Raw genomic sequence first — 21,067 nt, 5'->3', positions numbered from 1 at the left:
GAGTATGGGCCACCGCCCCGGGCCGGTCGTCGTGTCCCCGGTCACCCGGCCCGGTCACCCGGCCCGGTCACGGTCCCCCCGCGTCGGGCCCGTGGCGTCTACGGTCCGCGGTGCCAGCGAGGAGGACGCGATGAGCAGCAGCCCCGATCCCCGGAGCACCCCGCCCGGCCAGCCGCCCCCGGCGTACGGCCCGCCGCAGTACGGTCCGCCGCCGGCCTACGGGCCACCCGGGTACGGCCCGCCGCCGGGCTGGCCGTCCTACCGGCGGCCCACCAACACCCTGGCGATCCTCGCGCTGGTGTTCGCGTTCGTCGCGGCCCCGGTCGGCCTCGTGCTCGGCATCCTCGCGCGCCGGCAGATCCGGGAGACCGGCGAGGAGGGCGACGGTCTGGCGCTGGCCGGGATCGTCGTCGGGGGCATCGCCACCGGCCTCGCCGTCCTCGGCATCGTCATCGCGATCATCGCCGTCGCCACGGTCGGGGCCTCCTTCGCCCCCTGAGGACCGAGGGAGCTCAGGACTCCGGCGGGGTGAACGACGACGTGCGGCTCATGCCCGCGGCGCGGCCCTTGCCGGCGATGACCAGCGCCATCTTGCGGCTGGCCTCGTCGATCATCTCGTCTCCGAGCATCGCCGAGCCCTTCTTGCCGCCGGCCTCCGAGGTCGCCCAGTCGTAGGCGTCGAGGATCAGCTCGGCGTGGTCGTAGTCCTCCTGGGACGGCGAGTAGATCTCGTTGGCCGCGTCGACCTGGCCGGGGTGCAGCACCCACTTGCCGTCGAAGCCCAGCACCGCCGAGCGCTTGGCCACCTCGCGGAATGCCTCGACGTCGCGCACCTGCAGGAAGGGCCCGTCGATGGCCTGCACGCCGCGGGCGCGGGCGGCCATGAGGATCTGCATGAGGATGTAGTGGAACGGGTCGCCGGCGTAGTCCGGGTGCAGGGCACCGACCACGAGCGACTTCATGTTGATGCTGGCCATGAAGTCGGCCGGGCCGAAGATGATCGTCTCGATCCGCGGGCTGGCGAACGCGATGGAGTTGACGTTGATCAGGCCCTGCGCGGTCTCGATCTGCGCCTCGATGCCGATCCGGCCGACCTCCAGGCCGTTGGCCTTCTCGACCTGGGTCAGCAGCATGTCCAGCGCCTGCACCTGACCGGCGTCGGCGACCTTCGGCAGCATGATGCAGTCGAGGTTCGCGCCCGCCCCGCCGACGACCTCGATGACGTCGGTGAAGGTCCACTCCGTCGTCCAGTCGTTGACCCGGACGGTGCGGATCTTCTCGCCCCAGCCGCCCTCGTTCAGCGCCGCGACGATGTTCTTGCGGGCCCCGGGCTTGGCCAGCGGCGCGCAGGCGTCCTCGAGGTCGAGGAACACCTGGTCGGCGCCCAACCCCTTCGCCTTCTCCAGGAACCGGGGGTTGCTGCCCGGGACGGCGAGGTTGGAACGGCGGGATCGGAGCTCGGCCACGGTGCCTCCGCTGGTAGGGGGGATCGGCCACCGGAGGGTAACGACGCGCACCGGGCCCGTCGCAGGGTCCCGCCGGGAGCCTGCGGGTGGCGGGTGCGACCGGGTCCTGCCTCAGGTGACCGGCTCGGCCGGCGTCGCCGGCCGTCCGGCGCGCACCACGAGGGCCACCCCGGCGACCACGGCGACCATCCCGGGCAGCGCCAGCAGCGGCGGCGTCTGCCCCAGCAGGACCAGCGCGACCAGCAGCGCACCGGGCACCTCGAGCAGGATCGCCAGCCCGACGACGGTCGGCCCCACGTCGGAGAGCACCAGGTTGAGCAGCGTGTGCCCGAGCAGCTGCGCGCAGACGGTGATCGCGGCGATCAGCCACCAGTCGCGGGCGCTGAACCCGGCCAGCGGCACCCCGGCGACGAGCGCGGCGACGGCCAGCGCGGCGGCGCAGGTGGAGTAGCAGACGACCGAGTAGGCCGACGTCGCCAGCCGGGTGCGCGCCCGCGCGCCGGCCAGCATGTAGCCGCCGGCGCACAGCGCGCCCAGCAGCGCCAGCCCGTCGCCGGCGAGCGCCTCGAGGCTCACCGCGACGTCGACCCCGGCGATCAGCGCGGCCCCGACCACGGCGAGCGCCAGCCCCCACCACACCGGCCCGGGCAGCCGGACGCCGGAGACGCGGGCGGCCAGCGCCGTCCAGACCGGGGTCGTGGTGACCAGCGCCGTGGAGGCGGCGACCGTCGTCATCGACAGGCTGGGCAGCCACGCGGCGAAGTGGGCGGCCAGGAACAGCCCGGCCAGCACCGACGTGCCCAGGTGCCGCGGCCGCAGCCCGGCCAGGGTGGCCCGCTCGCGGCCGAGCAGCACCGGCACGAGCAGCGCGGCGCCGGCGGCGTTGCGCCAGAAGGCGATGGCCAGGACCGACGTCGTCACCAGCGCGGTGAGCGGCCCGGAGAACGAGACGCCGGCGACGGCGATCCCCATGAGGACGACGTCGCGGGTGCCCGGGCGGTGCACCGCCCACGGAGAGGGAGCGGTGGTCGCCTCCCCGAGGCTCACCCCGGCACCCGGATGCGCCCGGTGGCGACGGGCACCACCGCGCCGGACACCGTGGCCGCCGTCGTCCGGGCGGCCTCGGCGGTGACCGTGCAGGACAGCACCGAGGGCCGGCCCATGGCCTCCCCCTGGCCGACCGTGTAGGCCGACGTGCCGTCCGGCGCGACCAGCCCGGCGGCGACCAGCCAGACCCCCGTGCCCAGCGCGGCCGAGCCGGTGGCCGGGTCCTCGCCCCACCGCAGGTCGCGGGCGAAGACGCGGGCGCGGGCGGTCGACGTCGCCGCGTCCCAGGACAGCACCGAGACGCCCTCCCCCACGCCGAGCGGGGCGAGCGCGGCGGGGTCGGGGACGGCGCGGTCGACGACGTCGGGGTGCACCGCGAGGAAGGCGAACGGCAGGCCGCAGCCGGCGACGTGCGCCGGCAGTCCCACGACGTCGGCCGGGGCGAGCCCCACGGCCGCGGCCAGGACCGCCGGGTCGGGGCCGTCCTCGAGGGTCGGCCGGCCGCCGGTGAGCGTGGCGCCCTCGCCGGTGACCTCGACCGGCAGGACGCCGGCGCCGCACTCCTGCCGCAGCGTGCCCGCGGGCAGCCGCCCGGTGCGGACCAGCGTGTGCGCCGCCCCGACGCTCGGGTGACCGGCGAAGGGCAGCTCGGCGTAGGGCGTGAAGATGCGGACCCGGTAGTCGGCTCCCGGACCGCCGGCCGACCCAGGGTGGGAGGCCGAGGGCTCGGTGGGGGCGCTGAGGAACGACGTCTCCGACAGTGCGAACTCGTTGGCCAGCGCCTGGCACTGCTCGGTGCTCAGGTCGTCGGCGTCGAGCACCACGGCCAGCGGGTTGCCCGCGAAGGCCCGCGGCGCGAAGACGTCGACGACCTCGTACGCCACGGAGGCAGGGGTGGCCACGCACCGACGGTAGCCTCAGCCACCGTGACCACGGTGACCAGGGCGTACGTCTCCCGGCTCGCCGGACTGCCCGTCTTCGACCCCAACGGCGACCGCGTGGGCCGGGTGCGCGACGTCGTCGTGGCGCTGCGGGTGGGCACGGCCTCCCCCCGCGTGCTCGGCCTGGTCGTCGAGGTCGTGGCCCGCCGGCGCATCTTCGTGCCGATGGGCCGGGTGACCGCCGTCGACCCCGGCGCGGTCGTGCTTGGGTCGGGCACGCTGAACCTCAAGCGCTTCGAGCAGCGGCGCGGCGAGACGCTCGTCCTCGGCGAGCTGCTCGACCGCACGGTCACCATCCGCGAGTCCGGCCGGCCGGGCACCGTCGTCGACGCCGGCATGGAGCAGACCCGCACCGGCGAGTGGCTGATCACCCGCCTCGCCGTCCAGGAGCCCGGCCGGATCGGCCGGCGCGGCCAGCTGCACCAGCTCGCGTGGGACGAGGTCTCCGGCCTGGCGCTGTCCGAGGAGGGGCAGGGCGCCGAGACGCTGATCGCCACGTACCGCGAGCTCAACGCCGCCGACCTCGCCCACGCGCTGCAGGACCTGCCGATCAAGCGGCGGCACGAGGTGGCCGAGGCGCTGGACGACCAGCGGCTGGCCGACGTCCTCGGCGAGCTGCCGGAGGCCGAGCAGATCACCATCCTCGGCACCCTGGAGGAGGCGCGGGCCGCCGACGTCCTCGAGGAGATGGACCCCGACGACGCCGCCGACCTGCTCGCGGAGCTGTCCCACGTCGACCGCGACCGGCTGCTCGAGCTCATGGAGCCCGACGAGGCCGAGCCGGTGCGCCAGCTGCTCAAGTACTCCGAGGACACCGCCGGCGGCATCATGACCAGCGAGCCGGTGATCCTCACCCCGGACGCGACGATCGCCGAGGCGCTGGCCCGGGTGCGCGAGCCCGAGCTGACCCCGGCGCTGGCCAGCCAGGTCTACGTCTGCCGGCCGCCCTCGGCCACCCCGACCGGGCGCTACCTGGGGCTGGCGCACATCCAGCGGCTGCTGCGCGAGCCGCCGTCCACCCTGGTCAGCGGCGTCCTCGACGACCTCGAGCCGCTGAAGCCGGAGACACCGCTGGCCGAGGTGACCCACTACTTCGCCACCTACAACCTGGTGGCCGCCCCGGTCGTCGACGAGCTGGGCCGGCTGGTGGGCGCGGTGAGCGTCGACGACGTCCTGGACCACCTGCTCCCCGAGGACTGGCGGGAGCGCGCCCGCCGTGGCTGACGGCCGCCGCCTCGACGTCCCCCGCGGGTCACCCCGCGGCCTGGGCAGCTACCTGCGGCTGGACCCCGACGCGGTCGGCCGGTTCGCCGAGGGCATCGCGCGCTTCCTCGGGACGGGTCGCTTCCTCGCCGTCCAGACGCTCATCGTGGTGGTCTGGATCGCGCTCAACGTCTTCGCCGTCCGGCTGCGCTGGGACCCCTACCCGTTCATCCTGCTCAACCTGGCCTTCTCCACCCAGGCCGCCTACGCCGCGCCGCTGATCCTGCTGGCGCAGAACCGGCAGGCCGACCGCGACCGGGTGCAGGCCGAGGAGGACCGCGCCCGGGCCGCCTCCACCCGCGCCGACACCGAGTACCTGGCCCGGGAGCTGGCCTCGCTGCGCGTGGCGATCGGCGAGCTGGCCACCCGCGACTTCATCCGCGGCGAGCTCACCCGGCTGGTCTCGGACACCACCGAGGAGGCGGAGAAGCGGGAGCGCAAGGCCCGCAAGCAGGCCGAGCGCGCCGAGCGGGAGCGGCGCGAGTCGGTCGGCTGAGCCGGCGGGTGGCCGGCCGCCGGGTCAGAGGTCCTTGCCGAGGTGGACCAGCTCGACGGCGGGGCTGATCCGCTCGCGGTGCTCCTCCCGGTACCCCAGCCGCCGGTACAGGCGGAGGTTGCCCTCGCTGCGGGCGCCGGTGAACAGCACCGCCCGGTGGGCCGCGGCACCGGCCCACCGCTCCAGCGCGACCAGCAGCGCGGTGCCGACGCCGCGGCCCTGCTGGTCGGGCGCCACGGCCAGCCGGCCGACGGCCAGCACGCCGTCGGCGACGGTCCCGCGGACGGCCCCCACCACCCGCGGGCCGACCGTCGCGGTCAGGGCCGAGCCCGCGGCGACCGCGGCCGCGACCTGGTCGAGCGTCTCGGTGAGCGGTGGGATGGCGGGGTCGCCGTAGAGCTGCGCCTCGGTGAGGTAGGCGGCGCGCTGCACGGTGAGCACCTCCCCGGCGCTGCCGGGCGCCGCCGGGCCGACGACGACCCCGTCGAGCACGCCGTCGACCCCGCCGACACCGACGCCGTCGGTCCCGAGCCGGCCGGCCGCCCGCACCAGCTGCTCGCGGCGGGCCAGCAGCGCGGCGACCTCGCCGTCGAGCCGGGCGATCGCGGCCCGCGCGTCGGCCGGGGTCCCGGGCCGCTCCGGCATGCTCACCCTCCCAGGACGTGCACCAGCGCCCCGGTGGCGCCGGCCAGGACGAGGACCACGACGAACGGCGCGCGCAGCGCCAGCGCCACCGCCGCGACCGCGAGCCCGGCCAGCCGGCCGTCGACCACGAGGTCCTGGCCCGAGGTCAGCGCCTGGACGGCGACCAGGGCCGCCAGCAGCGCCGCGGGGACGAACGTGACCACGCGGGTCACCCACGGCCGCTCGACCCACGCCGCCGGCACGGACAGCCCGGCGAGCTTGAGCAGGTAGCAGCCCAGCGAGCCGACGAGCACGACCGCCCACAGCGTCCCGGTGCTCACGACGCCGCCTCCGGCCGGCCGGGGCGGGGCCGGCCGGCCAGCGCCACCGCGACGACGGCGGCCACCACCTGCACCCCCGGCGGCACGAACGAGGTGAGCGCCAGCGCCACCGCCGCGCCGCCGAGGGCCACCCGGCGGGCGACGCCGGGCTCCTCGGCACCGGCCCGCAGCCGCGGCCACAGCAGCGCGAGGAAGGCGGCGGGGACGACGGCGTCCAGGGCCGCCTGCGCGGTCTCCCCCAGCGCCGCGGCGCCGAGCGCGCCGACCAGCGTGGTGACGTTCCACAGCACGTAGATGGTGGCCCCGCCGGCGAGGAAGCCGAGGCGGGCCAGCCCGCGGTCGGGCGCGGCGACGGCCAGCGCCGTCGTCTCGTCGATGACCCACTGCGCCGTCCCCAACCGGCGCAGCCGCCCGCGCGGGGCGAGCAGCGGGGCGAGCCGGACGCCGTAGACGGTGTTGCGGGTGCCCAGCAGCAGCGCGCTGCCGACGGCGGCCGCCCCGCTGCCGCCGGCCCCGAGCACGCCGACCAGGGCGAACTGGGAGGCGCCGGTGAACATCAGCAGCGACGTCGCCAGCGCCTGCCAGACGTCCAGGCCCGCGGCGTCGGCGGCCGCGCCGAAGGCGACGCCGTAGAGGCCCACGGCCACTCCCAGCCCGATCGCGTCGCGCAGGACGGCGGTGCGGGCGGAGGACACGGCGCCCGACGCTACCGACCGCCCCAGGAGGCGCCGTCGGCCCGGGAGGCCACCCGGGCACCCCCGCGCCGACCAGCACGGCAGCACCCGGGGCACTGCGCAGCACATCACCCCCGCGCCGGGCGGCACCCGGTGCCGATCGCCGTACAGTGGCAGGTGGCCCGGGTCGCAGGACGCCGCCGCGCGGCGGGTCGCAGGCCGGGTCCCCCCGTCGAAGGAGACACACGCACCCATGTCCGACACGCTGACCGGCTCCCCGGCGCTCGACGCCGTCAACGCCGCTCTGGCCACCGTCCAGGACCCGGAGATCAACCGTCCGCTGACCGACCTCGGCATGGTCAAGGACGTGCAGATCGGCGTCGAGGGCGACCCGGGCGCCGTGCGCGTCGAGGTCTACCTCACGGTGGCCGGCTGCCCGATGCGCGAGACGATCACCAACCGCGTCACCCAGGCCGTCTCCGCCGTCCCCGGCGTGACCTCCGTGCAGGTCGGCCTGGACGTCATGAGCGACGAGCAGCGCGCCGAGCTGCGCAGGACCGTCCGCGGCACCGACGCGGCCGAGCCGGTCATCCCGTTCGCCCAGCCCGGCTCGCTCACCCGCGTCTACGCCGTCGCCTCCGGCAAGGGCGGCGTCGGCAAGTCCAGCGTCACGGTCAACCTGGCCGCGGCGCTGGCCAAGAAGGGCCTGTCGGTCGGCGTCGTGGACGCCGACATCTACGGCCACTCGGTGCCGCGCATGCTCGGCGTCGAGGACAAGCCGACCCAGGTCGACAACATGATCATGCCGCCGCAGTCGATGGGCGTGAAGGTCATCTCGATCGGCATGTTCACCCCGGGCAACACCCCGGTCGTGTGGCGCGGCCCGATGCTGCACCGCGCGCTGCAGCAGTTCCTCGCCGACGTGTGGTGGGGCGACCTCGACGTCCTGCTGCTGGACCTCCCGCCCGGCACCGGCGACGTGGCGATCTCCATCGCCCAGCTGCTGCCCAACGCCGAGATCCTCGTGGTGACCACGCCGCAGCTCGCCGCCGCCGAGGTGGCCGAGCGCGCCGGCGCGATCGCCACGCAGACCCACCAGCAGGTGGTCGGCGTCATCGAGAACATGTCGTGGATGGAGCTGCCCGACGGCAGCCGCATGGAGGTCTTCGGCTCCGGTGGCGGCCAGACGGTCTCCGACGCGCTGACCCGCACGCTGGGTGCGCGGGTGCCGCTGCTGGGCCAGATCCCGCTCGACACCCGGCTGCGCGAGGCCGGCGACGCCGGCGCGCCGATCGTGCTCGCCGACCCCGAGTCGGCTTCGGCGAAGGCGCTGGCCGCGATCGCCGACTCCCTCGCCGTCCGCCAGCGCGGGCTGTCCGGGATGTCGCTGGGGCTCACGCCCGTCCGCCGCTGAGTCACCGACAGCCGAGAGGCCCGGTCCCCGCGTGGAGCCGGGCCTCTCGGCGTCGGGCAGGGCTCAGCTCAGGAGGTGGACGTGGTTGCGGGGTCGCCGGTGGGCCGGCAGATCAGGTCGCGTCGACGTCGAAGGGCGGTGGCGTGGCGCGGTCGCGGGGTCGGGCGCGGTCGCCGGCGGGCTTGACGAGGCTCGCCGCCGTGGCCCCGGTGGCGCGGCCGCGGCGCACCGGCGGGGCGTCCTCGTCGGCGAGCAGCTGCTCGCGGATGAACGTCTTCGGGTGGTACCGGCGCAGGTCGAGGTCGCGCAGCCCGGCCAGCTCCTCGCCGAGGGACTCGTCGACCTGGGCCCGCACGCCGGTGAGCGCCTCGCGGACCCGCTTGAGCCCGGCTGCGGCGTCCTTGGCCAGGTGCGGCAGCCGCTCGGGCCCGAAGATGAACAGCGCGGCGAGCGCGAGGACGACGATCTCGCCCCAGCCGATCGAGTCGAACACCGCCGCTCCCGCCCTCCTGCCGCCTGCGACGGCCGCCGTTCCAGAGTAGTTCGACGCGGCCCCGTCCCGGGTCCCACCCCGAGCCTGCGAAGGGTGGGGAGGACGGGGTCCTTCCTCAGGCCTGGTCGAGCGTCGCCCGGACCGTCGTGGACGCCCCGTCGCGGATCAGCTCGAGGGTGACCACGTCGCCCGGCTCGTGGGCGTCGACGGCGACGACGAGCTCCTCGGAGCTGCCCACGGGCCGGTCGTCGACGGCGATGACGACGTCCTGCTCCTGGACGCCGGCGTCCGCGGCGGCGCTGCCCGGCTCGACGTTGAGGACCAGCGCGCCGTCGCGGGTGCCGTCGGTGACCGACCGGGTGCTGACGCCGAGCGAGGCGTGCACCGCGCTGCCGGTGGCGATGAGCTGCTCGGCGACGTCGCGGGCGGTGTCGATCGGGATGGCGAAGCCGAGCCCGACGCTGCCGCCCCCGAGCGAGGCGATCGCGGTGTTGATGCCGATGACCGCGCCGGTGGCGTCGACCAGCGCCCCGCCGGAGTTGCCGGGGTTGATGGGGGCGTCGGTCTGCACGGCGCTGATCACCGCGTTGGTGTCGCTGCCCTCACCCGCCAGCCGCACGGGCCGGTCTAGCGCGCTGACGATGCCGCTGGTCACCGTGCCGGCCAGCCCCAGCGGTGAGCCGATGGCCACGACCGGGTCGCCGACCACGAGGTCGTCGGTGCTGCCCAGCGAGGCGGTGACCAGCCCGGGCCGCTCCACCTTCACGACGGCGACGTCGCTGGCCGGGTCGCGGCCGACGATGCGCGCCTCGGAGCCGGCGCCGTCGCTGAAGACCGCGCGGATCTCCGCGCCCTCGACCCCGTCGGCGCCGGAGACGACGTGGTTGTTGGTGACGATGTAGCCGTTCTCGCCGTCGACGACCACGCCGGACCCGGTGGCGCCCACCTCGCCGACGCGCACCTCGATCGACACGACCGCCGGGGCGACCGCGCCGGCGATGTCGGACACCGACCCGGGCTCGCGGGTGACGCCGTCGTCGGTCTGCGACAGCGTCGTCCCCGGGGCGAGCAGCGGGGTCTCCGCGGCCTCGCGGGTGAGCAGGTAGCCCACCCCGCCTCCGAGGGCGCCGGCCAGCAGGACGGCGAACACCACGAGGGCGGCCACCCGGACCGACAGGTCGCGCAGCCGCAGCCTGCGGCGGCCCCGGCGGTCGACGACGACCGGGCCGGGCTGCTCGGGCTCCTCCTCGTAGACCGCCGGGCCGGTGAGGCCGGCCGGGGCGTGCGGGTCGCGCCACGGGTCGCTGCGCGCGTCGGGCTTCCACCACGGGCCGGCCGAGGTGCGGCGGCGCCCGAGGCGGCCGCCGGGCGGCTCCTGCAGGCCGGACTGCCCGGCCGGTGCGCGGAAGGCGCGCAGCACGGCCTCGGGCGGCGGGGGGAGCGCCGGCCGCGGCGGCGGGGGCGGCCGGTCGCCGGCGAAGCCGCCGGGGACGGTGGCGGGGCGGCCGAACGCGGCCCGCTGCGCCGGGTCGGCCGGCGGCGGGGGCACGACGGCGGGGCGGGTGCGTTCCGGCGGATCGAACGGGCCGGTGGCGCCGGCGGGCCGGGCGAACTGCGCGCGGTCGGCGTCGACGGCGGGTCCGCCGTCGGCGGACCCGGGCTCCCGGGGATCGGGGGACGTCACGGGTACAGCGTCCCCCACGGACCCGGCGGGCGGGGGCGGCGTGCGGGGCGGGTGCGACCCGACCCGCCGGTCAGGGCGTCCCGCCCGGCGCGGCAGCGACGGATCCGGGGCCCGGGGTGAGCGTCCGCACGACCGGGGGCACGACCTCGGTGCGCTCGTCGGGTGCCGACGGCCCGGCCACCGACGCGGGCGGCACGCCCGGGGTCCGGCTGTCGGCGTCGGGCAGGTTGACCGCCAGGACGGCGACGCCGATGCCCAGGCCGGCCAGCGCGCCGGCCACGCCGCGGCGCAGCCACCGCGCCTGGTGCGGAGCGGTCGGGGTCTGCGGCGGGTCGTCGAGCGAGACGGTCCAGCGGCCGGAGGTGTCGGTGACGGTCAGCTGGCCCGGGCCCACGGCGACCGAGCCCAGCCCGCCGCCACCGGGCACGTCGGCGGTGAACGGGATGGCGCACAGCCGGGAGAGCAGGTCACCGGGGACGGCGACGTCGGCGGCGGCGTGCAGGGCGGCCTTGGCCTCCCGCTGCGCCTGGACGGCCATGCGGCACTCCAGGCAGCCGGCCAGGTGGCGGGCGGCCCGCGCGGCCGGGCCGCTGGCCAGCTCGCCGTCGACCAGCGCGGCGATCGCCTCCTGCGCCAGGTGGCTCTCCGGCAGGCTCATGCGCTCGCTCCCGGGGCCGCCACCCCGCGCGGGGCGAGGTGGGCCAGGGCGGCGCGCAGCTGCACGCGGCCGCGGTGGATGCGGCTGCGCACGGTGCCGAGCTTGATGCCGAGGGTCGTCGCGATCTCCTCGTAGGTCAGCCCCTCGATGTCGCACAGGACGACGGCGACGCGGAACTCCGGCGGCAGGGCGTCGAGGGCGGCCTGCACCTGCGGGTCGAGGTGGGTGTCGGCGTAGACCTGCTCGGGGCTGGGCGCGGTGCCCGGCAGCCGCTCGGTGTCCTCGGGCAGCGCGTCGAAGCGGATCCGCTGGCGGCGGCGGACCATGTCGAGGAACAGGTTGGTGGTGATCCGGTGCAGCCAGCCCTCGAAGGTGCCCGGCGAGAAGTCGGCCAGCGAGCGGAACACCCGGACGAAGGTCTCCTGGGTCAGGTCCTCGGCGTCCTGGGCGTTGCCGGAGAGGCGGTAGGCCAGCCGGTAGACGCGGGCGGAGTGGTCCCGCACGACCTGCTCCCAGGTCGGCGCCACCCACACCTCACCGGCGCCGGCGGCGGGCTGGTCGTCGGCGGGCAGGGGGGCGGTAGCCTCGGGCACGCCTCCAGTATCCCGGACCCGCACACCGCCGACCTCCCCCGGACCGGTGGCAGGGGGAACGGCGGCACGCTGGGGTGTCACGTGCGGTCCAACGGACGGCGGACACCCCGGTGTTCCCGTTCCCAGGCTCCTCACAGGCTCGGCTCCCGGCTACGTCCGGTCACGGTCGGTAACCTCACCGGGTGACGATCGCCGAGGGACCGCGGACCGGCGGCACCGGCGGCGCCGCGTGGGCCGACCGCTACGCCGTCGAGGACCCCGTCCTGGTCGCCGCGCGCACCCGGGCCACCGCCCTGGGCGGCCCGCTGCCCGTGGAGCCGGCCGTCGGGGCAACCCTCGCCGTCCTCGCCGCGGGCAGCCGCGCCCGCGCGGTCGTCTCGATCGGCAGCGGCGGCGGGGTGGCCGGGCTGTGGCTGCTGCGCGGCATGCGGCCCGACGGCGTCCTCACCGTCCTCGACACCGACCCGGCGCAGCTGCGCGCCACCCGGCAGGCCCTCGCCGACGCCGGGGTCCCCCCGGGCCGCACCCGCCTGATCTTCGGCACGCCCGCCGAGGTGCTGCCGCGGCTGTCCCCCGGCGCCTACGACCTGGTGGCCTGCGCCGGGCAGCCGGCCGAGTACGCCCCGCACGCGGGCGCCCTGGTCGGCCTGGTCCGCCCCGGCGGGACGCTCACCTGCCACGGCCTGCTGGCCGGCGACCGGATGGGCGACCGCGCGGCCCGCGATCCCGAGACGGTGGCCTGGCGGGAGCTCGCCCGCACCGTCCGCGAGGACGAGGACCTGGTCTCCGCCGTGCTGCCGATCGGCGCCGGCCTGCTGGTGGCCACCCGCCGCAGCTAGGTGGGGACCTCCCTGCCGCCCAGGGGCCGGTCAGCGGAAGGCGTGCTCGGCCAGCGGCTCCCACGGGCCGCCCAGGTAGCGCCACAGCCCGAGCCCGCGGGCGGGCACCGCGTGCGGGACGAAGCCCGCCTCGAGGCGGTCGCGCAGCTCCCGGGCCCGCGCCGGCTCCACCTTGTTCTGCACGGTGACGTGCGCCGAGAGCCGCTGCCGGTCCTGCCGGGTCAGCCACGGGTCGAACTCCGCGGCCAGGCCGGCGTGCAGGGCGGTGAGCTCCGGGGCGGCCAGCCGGTAGGCAACGCCGCGGCCGAGCAGCTGCACACCGGTGACGGCGACGTCGAACGGCGGGCGCACCGCGGCGGCGGCCAGCGCCGCGTCGACGGCGGGCCGCTGCTCCCCCGGCAGCGCGTGGAAGAGGGTGACGTGCGCGGAGAGTCGAAACACCCCTTCCCCCCCACCCCTCGCAAGCTCGGGGCGGGCCCCTGGAAGGGGCCGTGCCGGGAAGTGCTCGGCGCGCAGCCGGTCGAACCGGTCCTGCGCCTCCCCGGCCAGCAGCAGGGTGACGACCAGTGGTGACGTGCTGGAACGGCCCTCGTGCAGGTCCCCGGCCCGAGCGGAGCGAGAGGTGGGGGGCACGAGGGTCCTCAGACGTGGGCGCGGACGCCCTTGCCGAGCACCGTCACTCCCCCGGCGCTGACGTGGTAGTGCTCCTTGTCGGCGCCGGAGTCGACGCCGATGCGCGCCCACGGCGGCACGACCACGTTCTTGTCGAGGATCGCCCGGCGCACGTAGGCGCCCTCGCCGACCACCACGCCGTCCATGAGCACGCTGTCCTCGACCCGCGCGCCCCGGTCCACCCGCACGCCCGGGGAGACCACCGAGTTGTGCACCGACCCGCCGCCGATGATCGCGCCGGCGCTGACCATCGACTCCTCGGCGCGGCCGCCGAGCACGAACTTCGCCGGCGGCTGCTGGGGCGGCAGGGTGAGGATCGGCCAGCGGTCGTTGTAGAGGTTGAAGACCGGGGTGACCGACACCAGGTCCATGTGGGCGTCGAAGTAGGAGTCGATGGTCCCCACGTCGCGCCAGTAGCCGTGGTCGCGCTCGCTGGCGCCCGGGACGATGTTGGTCGAGAAGTCGTAGACCCAGGCCGCCCCGGCGTCGGCCAGCATCGGCATGATCGAGCCGCCCATGTCGTGCGCGGAGTCGGCGTCCTCGGCGTCGGTGCGCAGGGCCTCCAGCAGCGCGTCCGTGGAGAAGACGTAGTTGCCCATGGAGGCGAAGGACTCCTCCGGGGAGTCCGGCAGCCCCGGCGGGTCGGCCGGCTTCTCCAGGAAGCCGCGCACCTTGCCCTCGGCGTCGGCGTCGATGACGCCGAACTCGGTCGCCTCGCGGCGCGGCACGCGCAGGCCGGCGATGGTCACGCCCGCCCCGGTCTGCACGTGCTGGTCGATCATCTGGCCCGGGTCCATCCGGTAGACGTGGTCGGCGCCGAAGACGACGACGATGTCGGGCCGCGCGTCGTAGATGAGGTTGAGGCTCTGCAGGATCGCGTCGGCGCTGCCGGTGTACCAGCGCGGGCCCAGCCGCTGCTGGGCCGGCACCGGGGTGACGTAGTTGCCGAGCAGGTTCGACATCCGCCACGTCGTGGTGATGTGCCGGTCGAGGCTGTGGCTCTTGTACTGCGTCAGGACGGCGATCTGCCGGATCTCGGCGTTCACCAGGTTGGACAGCACGAAGTCGATGAGCCGGTAGTTGCCTCCGAAGGGCACCGCCGGTTTGGCTCGGTCCTGGGTCAGGGGGGCGAGTCGCTTGCCCTCTCCACCAGCCAGGACGATGCCGAGCACCCGGGGACCGCCACGCATGAGGGGAACGTAGCCGCTGTCGGCGTCCCGTGTGACCTGACCGGCTCCCGGCCTCCTCGCGCGGGCCCGCGCCGAGCTGAGGTGACGGGCCGGCACGCCCCCTCGCGGGGGCCCGCGCCGAGCGGAGCGAGGTGTGGGGAGCGAGGGGGTCCTTCTAGGGTGACCGCGTGCGCATCGGCATCGTCACCCGTGAGTGGCCACCGGACGTCTACGGCGGTGCCGGCGTGCACGTCGAGCACCTGGTGGCGGCGCTGCGCTCGCTGCCGGCGGGCCCCGACATCGACGTCCACTGCTTCGGCGCCCCGCGCGCCGACGCCACCGGCTGGGCGGTGCCGCCCGGCCTGAGCGGCGCCAACGGCGCGCTGCAGGCGCTGGGCACCGACGTGGAGATCGCCGCCGCGCTCTCCGGCGTCGACCTGGTGCACAGCCACACCTGGTACGCCAACGGCGCGGGGCTGCTCGCCGCGCTGGTGCACGGGGTGCCGCACGTGGTCACGGCGCACTCCCTGGAGCCGCGCCGGCCGTGGAAGGCCGACCAGCTCGGCGGCGGCTACCGCCTGTCGTCCTGGGTCGAGCGCACCGCCTACCTCGCCGCCGACGGCGTGATCGCGGTCAGCAACGGCATGCGCGCCGACGTCCTCGACGCCTATCCCGACCTCGACCCGGCCCGCGTGCACGTCGTCGGCAACGGGGTGGACGCCGAGGCCTACCGGCCGACGCCCGCGCCGGACGTCGTCCGCTCGCTCGGCGTCGACCCCGACCGGCCCTACGCGCTGTTCGTCGGGCGCATCACGCGGCAGAAGGGCGTCGTCCACCTGCTCCGGGCGGCCGAGCAGCTGCCGCCCGACGCGGGGCTGGTGCTGTGCGCCGGCGCCGCCGACACCCCGGCCGAGCGGCAGCAGGTCGCCGACGCGGTGGCCGAGCTGCAGTCCCGGCGCACCGGGGTGGTGTGGATCGAGGCGATGCTGCCGCGCGAGCAGCTGGTGCCGCTGATCACCGGCGCGACGGTGTTCGTCGTCCCCTCGGTGTACGAGCCGCTCGGGATCGTGAACCTCGAGGCCGCCGCGTGCGGGACCGCGGTGGTCGCGAGCGCCGTGGGCGGCATCCCCGAGGTGGTGGCCGACGGCGAGACCGGGCTGCTGGTCCCCTACGACCCCGACGACGTCGCCGCCTTCGAGGCCGGCCTGGCCGCGCGGGTGGCCGAGCTGCTCGCCGACCCGGACCGGGCCGCGGCCATGGGGGCCGCCGGCCGCGAGCGGGTGCTCTCGGAGTTCGGCTGGCCGGCGATCGCCCAGCAGACGGTGCAGGTCTACTCCGCGGTGCTCGCCGCCCGGGGCTGAGCCCGGGGTGTGCCCGGCGGGCCCCGGGGCCGGGTGGGAGGCTGTCCCGTCGTGACGACCCCGCCCCAGCCCTCCCGCGAGGACCCGATCCGGGCACTGCTCCGCGCGTCGCACCACCTGCCGGCGACCGGCCTGGGTGCCGTCGTCACCGAGCACGCGCGCCGGCTGGGTGCCCGGGAGGCGGTCGTCTACCTGGCCGACTACGCGCAGCACGTCCTGGTGCCCGTCCCGGGCGAGGGCGTGCCCGGTCGCCAGGAGCTGACCATCGACGGCTCGCTGGCCGGCCGCGCCTTCCGTCGGGTCGACACGGTGCTGTCCCCCGCGCACGACGGCCCGGCCACCCTGTGGGTGCCCCTCCTCGACGGCGCCGAGCGGGTGGGGGTCCTGGAGCTCGTCCTCCCGGGCGAGGTGCCACCGGAGCTGGACGACGAGGCGCGGACGCTCGCCTCGCTGGTCGCCGAGCTCGTCGTGACCCGGGACGCCTACAGCGACTTCTTCGCCCGGCTGCGCCGGCGGCGCACGCTGTCGCTGGCGGCCGAGATCCAGTGGGACCTGCTGCCGCCGCTCACCTACGCCAGCGACCGCGTCGTGGTCACCGGCGCGCTCGAGCCGGCCTACGACATCGGCGGCGACACCTTCGACTACGCCGTCAACGGCTCGCAGGTCGACCTGATGGTCCTCGACGCCGTCGGGCACGGCCTGCCCGCGGCCCTGCTGTCCACCGCCGCCGTCGGGGCGTACCGGCACGCGCGGCGCGACGGGCTCGACCTCCCCGACGTCGCGGCGGCGATCGACGCCGTCGTGGCCGGGCAGTTCACCGGCAGCCAGTTCGCCACCGCCGCCATCGCCCGCCTCGACATCGACACCGGGGTGCTGCGCTGGGTCAACTGCGGGCACCCCGATCCGCTGCTGGTCCGCGACGGGGCGCTCGTCCGCCCGCCGGCGTGCCGGCCGGGCCGCCCGCTCGGGCTGCAGGCGACCGAGCCCGACCTCTGCCAGGTGCAGCTGCGCCCCGGTGACCGGGTACTCCTCCACACCGACGGGGTGGTCGAGGCGCGCTCCCCGGAGGGTGAGTTCTTCGGCGAGCAGCGGCTGGCCGACCTCGTCGTCCGTGCCGAGCTGGCCGGCGACCCACCGCCGGAGACGATGCGCCGCCTCATGGGCAGCGTGATGGAGCACCAGGCCGGCCAGCTCCAGGACGACGCCAGCATCGTCATGGTCGAGTGGCGGACCGGCCGCGAGGAGCAGCTGCAGCCGTGAGCGGGGCCCCAGCGCAGCCGCCGGACCCGCAGGGCGCCCCGGCGGCGGCGCCCGACGTCGTCCTCGGGCTGGTGGCGGCCCCGGGCGCGGCGGCCGAGGTGGCCGGTGACCTCGCCGGCGACCTGGCCGGCGCGCTGCGCGAGCGCCACCCCGACGTGGCGTGGGACGTGCGGGTGGTCGAGGACGGGCTGGTGCGCCCCCCGGCCGACGACGCCGAGATCGTCGCGGCGGCCCGGGCGCGGCTGCTGGCCGAGGAGTGGGACCTCGCCGTCGTCGTCACCGACCTGCCGATCGCCGTCGACCGCCGCACCGTCGTGGCCCACGCCAGCCCGGTCCACGGCGTCGCGGTGCTGTCGCTGCCCGCGCTCGGGGCGGTGGGCCGCCGGCGGCGGGCGCTGCAGACCTCGCTCGGGCTGGTGCACGTCCTCCTCGGCGAGGCCGAGGACGGCGACCCGGACGCGCTGCGCCGGCGGGTGCGCGAGCTGGCCACCGATCCCGCCGACACCGGCGACGGCGTGCGGTTCACCGCGCGGGTGCTGTCGGGCAACCTGCGGCTGCTGGTCGGCATGGTGCGCGCCAACCGGCCCTGGCGGCTGACGATCCGGCTGTCACGGGCCCTGACCGCGGCGATCGCCGCCGGGGTGTTCGCACTGGTGACCGCCGACATCTGGCGGCTGGCCGACCGGTTCGGCCTGCTGCGGCTGTCGGCCGTGGGGCTGGGCTCGGTGGTGGCCATCTGCGTCACCCTGGTCGTCGGCGCGCAGCTGTGGGAGCGGGCCCGCTCCCGGCGGGTGCGCAAGCAGGTGGCGCTGTTCAACCTCGCGACGGTCGCGACCGTGGTGATCGGCGTCCTCACGCTGTACGCGACGCTGTTCGCCCTCGCCCTGGCCGGGGCGCTGCTGCTGGTGCCGTCGGGGCTGTTCGCCGAGGGGCTGGGCCACGCCGCCTCGCTCGGGGACTACCTGGAGCTGGCCTGGCTGACCAGCTCGCTGGCCACGGTCGGTGGCGCGCTGGGAGCCGGGCTGGAGTCCGACGAGGCGGTCCGCGAGGCGGCCTACACGCACCGGCCCGAGCGGGCGGCGTGACCCCGTCCCTCCCCGCGGCCGGACGGTTGGGCGCGGGTATGCACCAGGCATGACCATCGCCATGCGGTTCGCCGCCGCGCTCGACGAGGAGTCCGCACGCGGGCCCACCGCCGCCGAGCTCCTCCCGGTGCGGCTGGCCCGCGCCGCCGTCAGCACGCTGGAGGTGGACGGCGTCGGGCTGTCGGTCGTGGACGTGGCCGGGGGCCGGATCCCGCTGGGGGCGAGCAGCCCCGAGGCGGCCTGCGCCGAGCGGCTGCAGTTCACCGTGGGCACCGGCCCCTGCATCGAGGCGCAGCAGACGCGGCAGCCGGTCTTCGCCGCCCTCGCCGACCTGCACCGCCGGTGGCCGCCCTACGCCGAGCTGCTCGTCGTCCAGACGCCCTTCCGCGCGGCGGTCGCCCTCCCGCTGCGGGAGGACCTCGCCGGCGCGGGAGCGCTGGACCTCTACTTCACCGACGAGACGTCGGTCCCCGAGCTCGACGTGTTCTCCGCCGTGGCGGTCGGCGAGATGGTCACCGCTGCCCTGACCGAGGCGGCGGTGTGGTCGGACTGGCCGGTCGAGAGCGGCCCGGCCTGGCTGCACGGGCCGGAGGCGGTCCGCCGGGCGGCGGTGCTGCGGGCGGCCGGCCGCGCGGGCCTGGCCCTCGGCACCGACGCGGCGACCGCGCTGGTGCTCCTGCGCGGCGCGGCCTACGCCGCCGGGTGCTCCGTCGAGGACCTCGCCGAGGACCTCGAGGCCGGCCGGCTGGACCTCGACGACGTCGTCCCCGACCGGCGCCCCTGACGCTCACCCGTGTGACGGTTCCCGCAGGTCAGCGGGGGAATCGGGCACCCCGCAGGAGCGCTGTCCACCACGTGGCAGCCGCACCCTCGCCGTCCGCCGTCCCGACTGCTCCCGCTCCCGTCCCCTCCCCCACCCGCCTGCTCGACGTGCGCACCGTGTACGCCGAGCCGGCCGCCCTCGACTCCGCCCGCGGCCGTGACGTGCTCGCCCGCTTCCCGGCGGCCGAGATCGTCGAGGTCCCCTCGCACTGGCAGATCCCCGAGCTCAACGGCAACGAGGGCAACGTCGAGCGCTGGGTGCGGGTCAAGACCGAGACGCTGGTGCTCGGCGTCAAGAAGTCGCTGTCGGCCCGGCCGAACAGCCGCTCGTCGAACTGGATCGCGCCCTCGACGGCCAATGGCTGCGCGATGGCGTGCGCGTACTGCTACGTCCCGCGCCGCAAGGGCTTCGCCAACCCGATCACCGTGTTCACCAACATCGAGCAGATCACCGGCTACCTGCGCCGCCACGTCGCCCGGCAGGGCGTCAAGACCGAGCCCGACCAGTGCGACCCGGTGAGCTGGGTCTACGACATCGGCGAGAACAGCGACTGCTCGGTCGACGCGCTGGTCAGCGACAACGTCGCCGACCTGGTGGCCACCTTCCGCGAGCTGCCCACGGCCAAGGCGTCCTTCGCCACCAAGTACGTCAACCGGCAGCTGCTCGACCTCGACCCGCAGGGCCGCACCCGCATCCGCTTCTCGCTCATGCCCGACGCCGACTCGAAGCTGATCGACGTCCGCACCAGCCGCATCGCCGAGCGCGTCGCCGCCGTCGACGACTTCGTCGAGGCCGGGTACGAGGTGCACCTCAACCTCTCGCCGGTGGTGCTGCGCGACGGGTGGGAGGCCGACTGGGCGCAGCTGCTGCGGCAGCTCGACGACACCCTCTCCCCCGCGGCCAAGGCCCAGGCGGCCGCCGAGGTCATCCTGCTGACCCACAACCGCGACCTGCACGAGGTCAACCTCGGCTGGCACCCCAAGGCCGAGGACCTGCTGTGGCGGCCGGAGATCCAGCAGCCCAAGCGCAGCCAGAACGGCCAGTGGAACGTGCGCTACCGCAACGACGTCAAGCGGGCCGGCGTCGAGCGGCTGCAGGAGCTGATCGCGCACCACGCGCCGTGGCTGCGCGTCCGCTACGCGTTCTGATGCGGCTCTCGCTGCTCGACCGGTCCCGCACCCGAGCCGGGGAGCCCGACGCCGCGGCACTGACCGGCACGGTCGAGCGGGCGGTGTCCGCCGAGCGGCTGGGCTACGAGCGGTTCTGGGTGGCCGAGCACCACGGGGTGCCCGGCATCGCCGGTGCCGCCCCCGCGGTGCTGCTGGCCGCCGTCGCCGGCCGGACGACGGGGATCCGGCTGGGCTCGGCGGGCGTCATGCTGCCGCACCACCAGCCGCTCGTCGTCGCCGAGCAGTTCGCCACCCTGACCGCGTTCGCCCCCGGCCGGGTCGACCTCGGCCTGGGCCGCTCCCCCGGCTTCACCCCGCCGGTGCGCCGGGCGCTGCGCGAGACCGAGCGCGACTTCGCCGCCGACCTCGCCGAGGTGCGCGCCTACCTGACCGGGACGGCGGAGATCACCCTGCACCCGCGCGCCGCCGGCGACGTGCGCCTGGTCGTCCTGGCCACCGGCCGCGGCCTGGAGGTCGCCGCGGAGCTGGGCCTGCCGGTGGTCGTGGGCGGTCCGCTGCTCGGGGTGGGCGGCGACCCCGGCCCGGGCCGGGAGGCGCTGGCTCGCTACCGCCGCACCTACCGCCCCTCGGCGCAGGCCCCCGGGCCGGAGGTCGCCATCAGCCTCGACATGCTCGTCGCCGACACCGCCGCCGAGGCCGCCGACCTGCTGCTGCCCGAGGCGTGGGCGATGGCGCAGGCGCGCACCACCGGCGTCTTCCCGCCGCTGGAACCGGTCGCGGCGGTCCGGGCCGCCCCGATGAGCGGGGTCCAGCGGCGGCACGGGGAGCGGACCGCGGCCGCGGCGGTGGCCGGCACGGCCGGCCAGGTGGCCGCGCGGCTGGCCGAGCTGGCCGAGCGGACGGGCGCCACGGAGCTGGTGGCCGCCGGGAGCACGTTCGACCGGGCAGCGCTGGCCGCCTCCGACGAGGCGCTGGCCCGGCTGCTCGGCGCCGTGCCGGCCCATCCCCCGATCGGGTAGCCACCGGCGCGGTTA

Annotated in this window: 23 protein-coding genes; 11 read left to right on the top strand and 12 right to left on the bottom strand. The window is 76.4% G+C overall.

Going from position 1 to position 21,067, the window contains the following annotated elements; translation table 11 throughout:
* The first annotated feature begins 130 nt into the window (after positions 1 to 130).
* Entirely contained in the window at positions 131 to 499 is a 369-nt protein-coding gene (locus ACU616_RS13560) for a DUF4190 domain-containing protein (protein ID WP_446758980.1), read from the top strand.
* Between the two features lie 13 nt (positions 500 to 512).
* Here ACU616_RS13560 and ACU616_RS13555 read toward each other — a convergent pair whose 3' ends face one another.
* From ACU616_RS13555 to ACU616_RS13545, 3 genes are all read right to left on the bottom strand, one after another.
* Positions 513 to 1,466, bottom strand: a complete 954-nt coding sequence (locus ACU616_RS13555) for an HpcH/HpaI aldolase/citrate lyase family protein (RefSeq protein ID WP_446758979.1) — start codon at positions 1,464 to 1,466, stop codon at positions 513 to 515.
* A 111-nt stretch (positions 1,467 to 1,577) separates the two neighbouring features.
* A complete protein-coding gene (locus ACU616_RS13550) occupies positions 1,578 to 2,513 on the bottom strand; it encodes a DMT family transporter (protein WP_446758978.1) in 936 nt (311 codons plus the stop codon).
* A complete protein-coding gene (locus ACU616_RS13545; protein WP_446758977.1) occupies positions 2,510 to 3,415 on the bottom strand; it encodes a PhzF family phenazine biosynthesis protein in 906 nt (301 codons plus the stop codon). Before ACU616_RS13545 ends, ACU616_RS13550 begins: the two co-directional genes overlap by 4 nt.
* 24 nt (positions 3,416 to 3,439) lie before the next feature.
* Here ACU616_RS13545 and ACU616_RS13540 point away from each other — a divergent pair, with 24 nt between their 5' ends.
* Positions 3,440 to 4,678, top strand: a complete 1,239-nt coding sequence (locus tag ACU616_RS13540; RefSeq protein WP_446758976.1) for a magnesium transporter MgtE N-terminal domain-containing protein — start codon at positions 3,440 to 3,442, stop codon at positions 4,676 to 4,678.
* Positions 4,671 to 5,213: a DUF1003 domain-containing protein gene (locus ACU616_RS13535; protein ID WP_446758975.1), complete on the top strand. Its 543-nt coding sequence runs from the start codon at positions 4,671 to 4,673 to the stop codon at positions 5,211 to 5,213. Before ACU616_RS13540 ends, ACU616_RS13535 begins: the two co-directional genes overlap by 8 nt.
* A gap of 24 nt (positions 5,214 to 5,237) precedes the next feature.
* Here the strand turns inward: ACU616_RS13535 and ACU616_RS13530 are convergent, their stop codons facing one another.
* Genes ACU616_RS13530 through ACU616_RS13520 form a run of 3 tightly spaced genes read right to left on the bottom strand, consistent with a single transcriptional unit; the run spans position 5,238 to position 6,873 of the window.
* Entirely contained in the window at positions 5,238 to 5,858 is a 621-nt protein-coding gene (locus ACU616_RS13530; protein ID WP_446761479.1) for a GNAT family N-acetyltransferase, read from the bottom strand.
* 2 nt (positions 5,859 to 5,860) lie between these two features.
* Complete coding sequence (locus tag ACU616_RS13525; RefSeq protein WP_446758974.1) at positions 5,861 to 6,178, bottom strand: AzlD domain-containing protein; 318 nt, start codon at positions 6,176 to 6,178, stop codon at positions 5,861 to 5,863.
* Positions 6,175 to 6,873: an AzlC family ABC transporter permease gene (locus ACU616_RS13520; protein WP_446758973.1), complete on the bottom strand. Its 699-nt coding sequence runs from the start codon at positions 6,871 to 6,873 to the stop codon at positions 6,175 to 6,177. The genes ACU616_RS13525 and ACU616_RS13520 overlap by 4 nt, the downstream gene beginning before the upstream one ends.
* A gap of 232 nt (positions 6,874 to 7,105) precedes the next feature.
* On the opposite strand from ACU616_RS13520, the gene ACU616_RS13515 reads away from it, so the two are divergent.
* Positions 7,106 to 8,266, top strand: a complete 1,161-nt coding sequence (locus ACU616_RS13515) for an Mrp/NBP35 family ATP-binding protein (protein WP_446758972.1) — start codon at positions 7,106 to 7,108, stop codon at positions 8,264 to 8,266.
* A gap of 112 nt (positions 8,267 to 8,378) precedes the next feature.
* Here ACU616_RS13515 and ACU616_RS13510 read toward each other — a convergent pair whose 3' ends face one another.
* The 4 genes from ACU616_RS13510 to sigE form a co-directional block, all read right to left on the bottom strand.
* Positions 8,379 to 8,759 (bottom strand): twin-arginine translocase TatA/TatE family subunit, encoded by a 381-nt coding sequence (locus ACU616_RS13510; protein ID WP_446758971.1) that lies wholly within the window; start codon positions 8,757 to 8,759, stop codon positions 8,379 to 8,381.
* Between the two features lie 115 nt (positions 8,760 to 8,874).
* A complete protein-coding gene (locus tag ACU616_RS13505) occupies positions 8,875 to 10,443 on the bottom strand; it encodes a S1C family serine protease (RefSeq protein WP_446758970.1) in 1,569 nt (522 codons plus the stop codon).
* A 70-nt stretch (positions 10,444 to 10,513) separates the two neighbouring features.
* A complete protein-coding gene (locus ACU616_RS13500) occupies positions 10,514 to 11,101 on the bottom strand; it encodes a zf-HC2 domain-containing protein (protein WP_446758969.1) in 588 nt (195 codons plus the stop codon).
* Positions 11,098 to 11,694 (bottom strand): RNA polymerase sigma factor SigE, encoded by a 597-nt coding sequence (gene sigE, locus ACU616_RS13495; protein WP_446758968.1) that lies wholly within the window; start codon positions 11,692 to 11,694, stop codon positions 11,098 to 11,100. The genes ACU616_RS13500 and sigE overlap by 4 nt, the downstream gene beginning before the upstream one ends.
* A 182-nt stretch (positions 11,695 to 11,876) precedes the next feature.
* On the opposite strand from sigE, the gene ACU616_RS13490 reads away from it, so the two are divergent.
* Entirely contained in the window at positions 11,877 to 12,533 is a 657-nt protein-coding gene (locus ACU616_RS13490) for an O-methyltransferase (RefSeq protein ID WP_446758967.1), read from the top strand.
* A 30-nt stretch (positions 12,534 to 12,563) separates the two neighbouring features.
* On the opposite strand, the gene ACU616_RS13485 is transcribed toward ACU616_RS13490, so the two are convergent.
* A complete protein-coding gene (locus tag ACU616_RS13485) occupies positions 12,564 to 13,166 on the bottom strand; it encodes a 2'-5' RNA ligase family protein (RefSeq protein WP_446758966.1) in 603 nt (200 codons plus the stop codon).
* Between the two features lie 8 nt (positions 13,167 to 13,174).
* Complete coding sequence (gene glgC / locus ACU616_RS13480; protein ID WP_446758965.1) at positions 13,175 to 14,395, bottom strand: glucose-1-phosphate adenylyltransferase; 1,221 nt, start codon at positions 14,393 to 14,395, stop codon at positions 13,175 to 13,177.
* A gap of 167 nt (positions 14,396 to 14,562) precedes the next feature.
* On the opposite strand from glgC, the gene glgA reads away from it, so the two are divergent.
* From glgA to ACU616_RS13450, 6 genes are all read left to right on the top strand, one after another.
* On the top strand, positions 14,563 to 15,735 hold the full coding sequence (gene glgA / locus ACU616_RS13475) for a glycogen synthase (RefSeq protein WP_446758964.1): 1,173 nt from the start codon (positions 14,563 to 14,565) through the stop codon (positions 15,733 to 15,735).
* A 51-nt stretch (positions 15,736 to 15,786) separates the two neighbouring features.
* Positions 15,787 to 16,995, top strand: a complete 1,209-nt coding sequence (locus ACU616_RS13470) for a PP2C family protein-serine/threonine phosphatase (protein WP_446758963.1) — start codon at positions 15,787 to 15,789, stop codon at positions 16,993 to 16,995.
* Positions 16,992 to 18,080, top strand: a complete 1,089-nt coding sequence (locus ACU616_RS13465; RefSeq protein WP_446758962.1) for a hypothetical protein — start codon at positions 16,992 to 16,994, stop codon at positions 18,078 to 18,080. Before ACU616_RS13470 ends, ACU616_RS13465 begins: the two co-directional genes overlap by 4 nt.
* Before the next feature lie 49 nt (positions 18,081 to 18,129).
* Positions 18,130 to 18,864, top strand: coding sequence for a GAF domain-containing protein (locus ACU616_RS13460; RefSeq protein ID WP_446758961.1), 735 nt, complete (start codon positions 18,130 to 18,132; stop codon positions 18,862 to 18,864).
* Between the two features lie 71 nt (positions 18,865 to 18,935).
* Entirely contained in the window at positions 18,936 to 20,051 is a 1,116-nt protein-coding gene (locus tag ACU616_RS13455) for a spore photoproduct lyase family protein (protein WP_446758960.1), read from the top strand.
* The gene (locus tag ACU616_RS13450; protein ID WP_446758959.1) at positions 20,051 to 21,052 is read left to right on the top strand and encodes an MsnO8 family LLM class oxidoreductase; all 1,002 of its coding nucleotides are present in this window, start codon (positions 20,051 to 20,053) and stop codon (positions 21,050 to 21,052) included. Before ACU616_RS13455 ends, ACU616_RS13450 begins: the two co-directional genes overlap by 1 nt.
* Positions 21,053 to 21,067 lie beyond the last annotated feature (15 nt).

Source organism: Geodermatophilus sp. URMC 62, assembly GCF_052931475.1.
The sequence above is the reverse complement of the archived record's forward strand: the minus strand, read 5'-3'. Positions and strand labels throughout refer to the sequence as shown.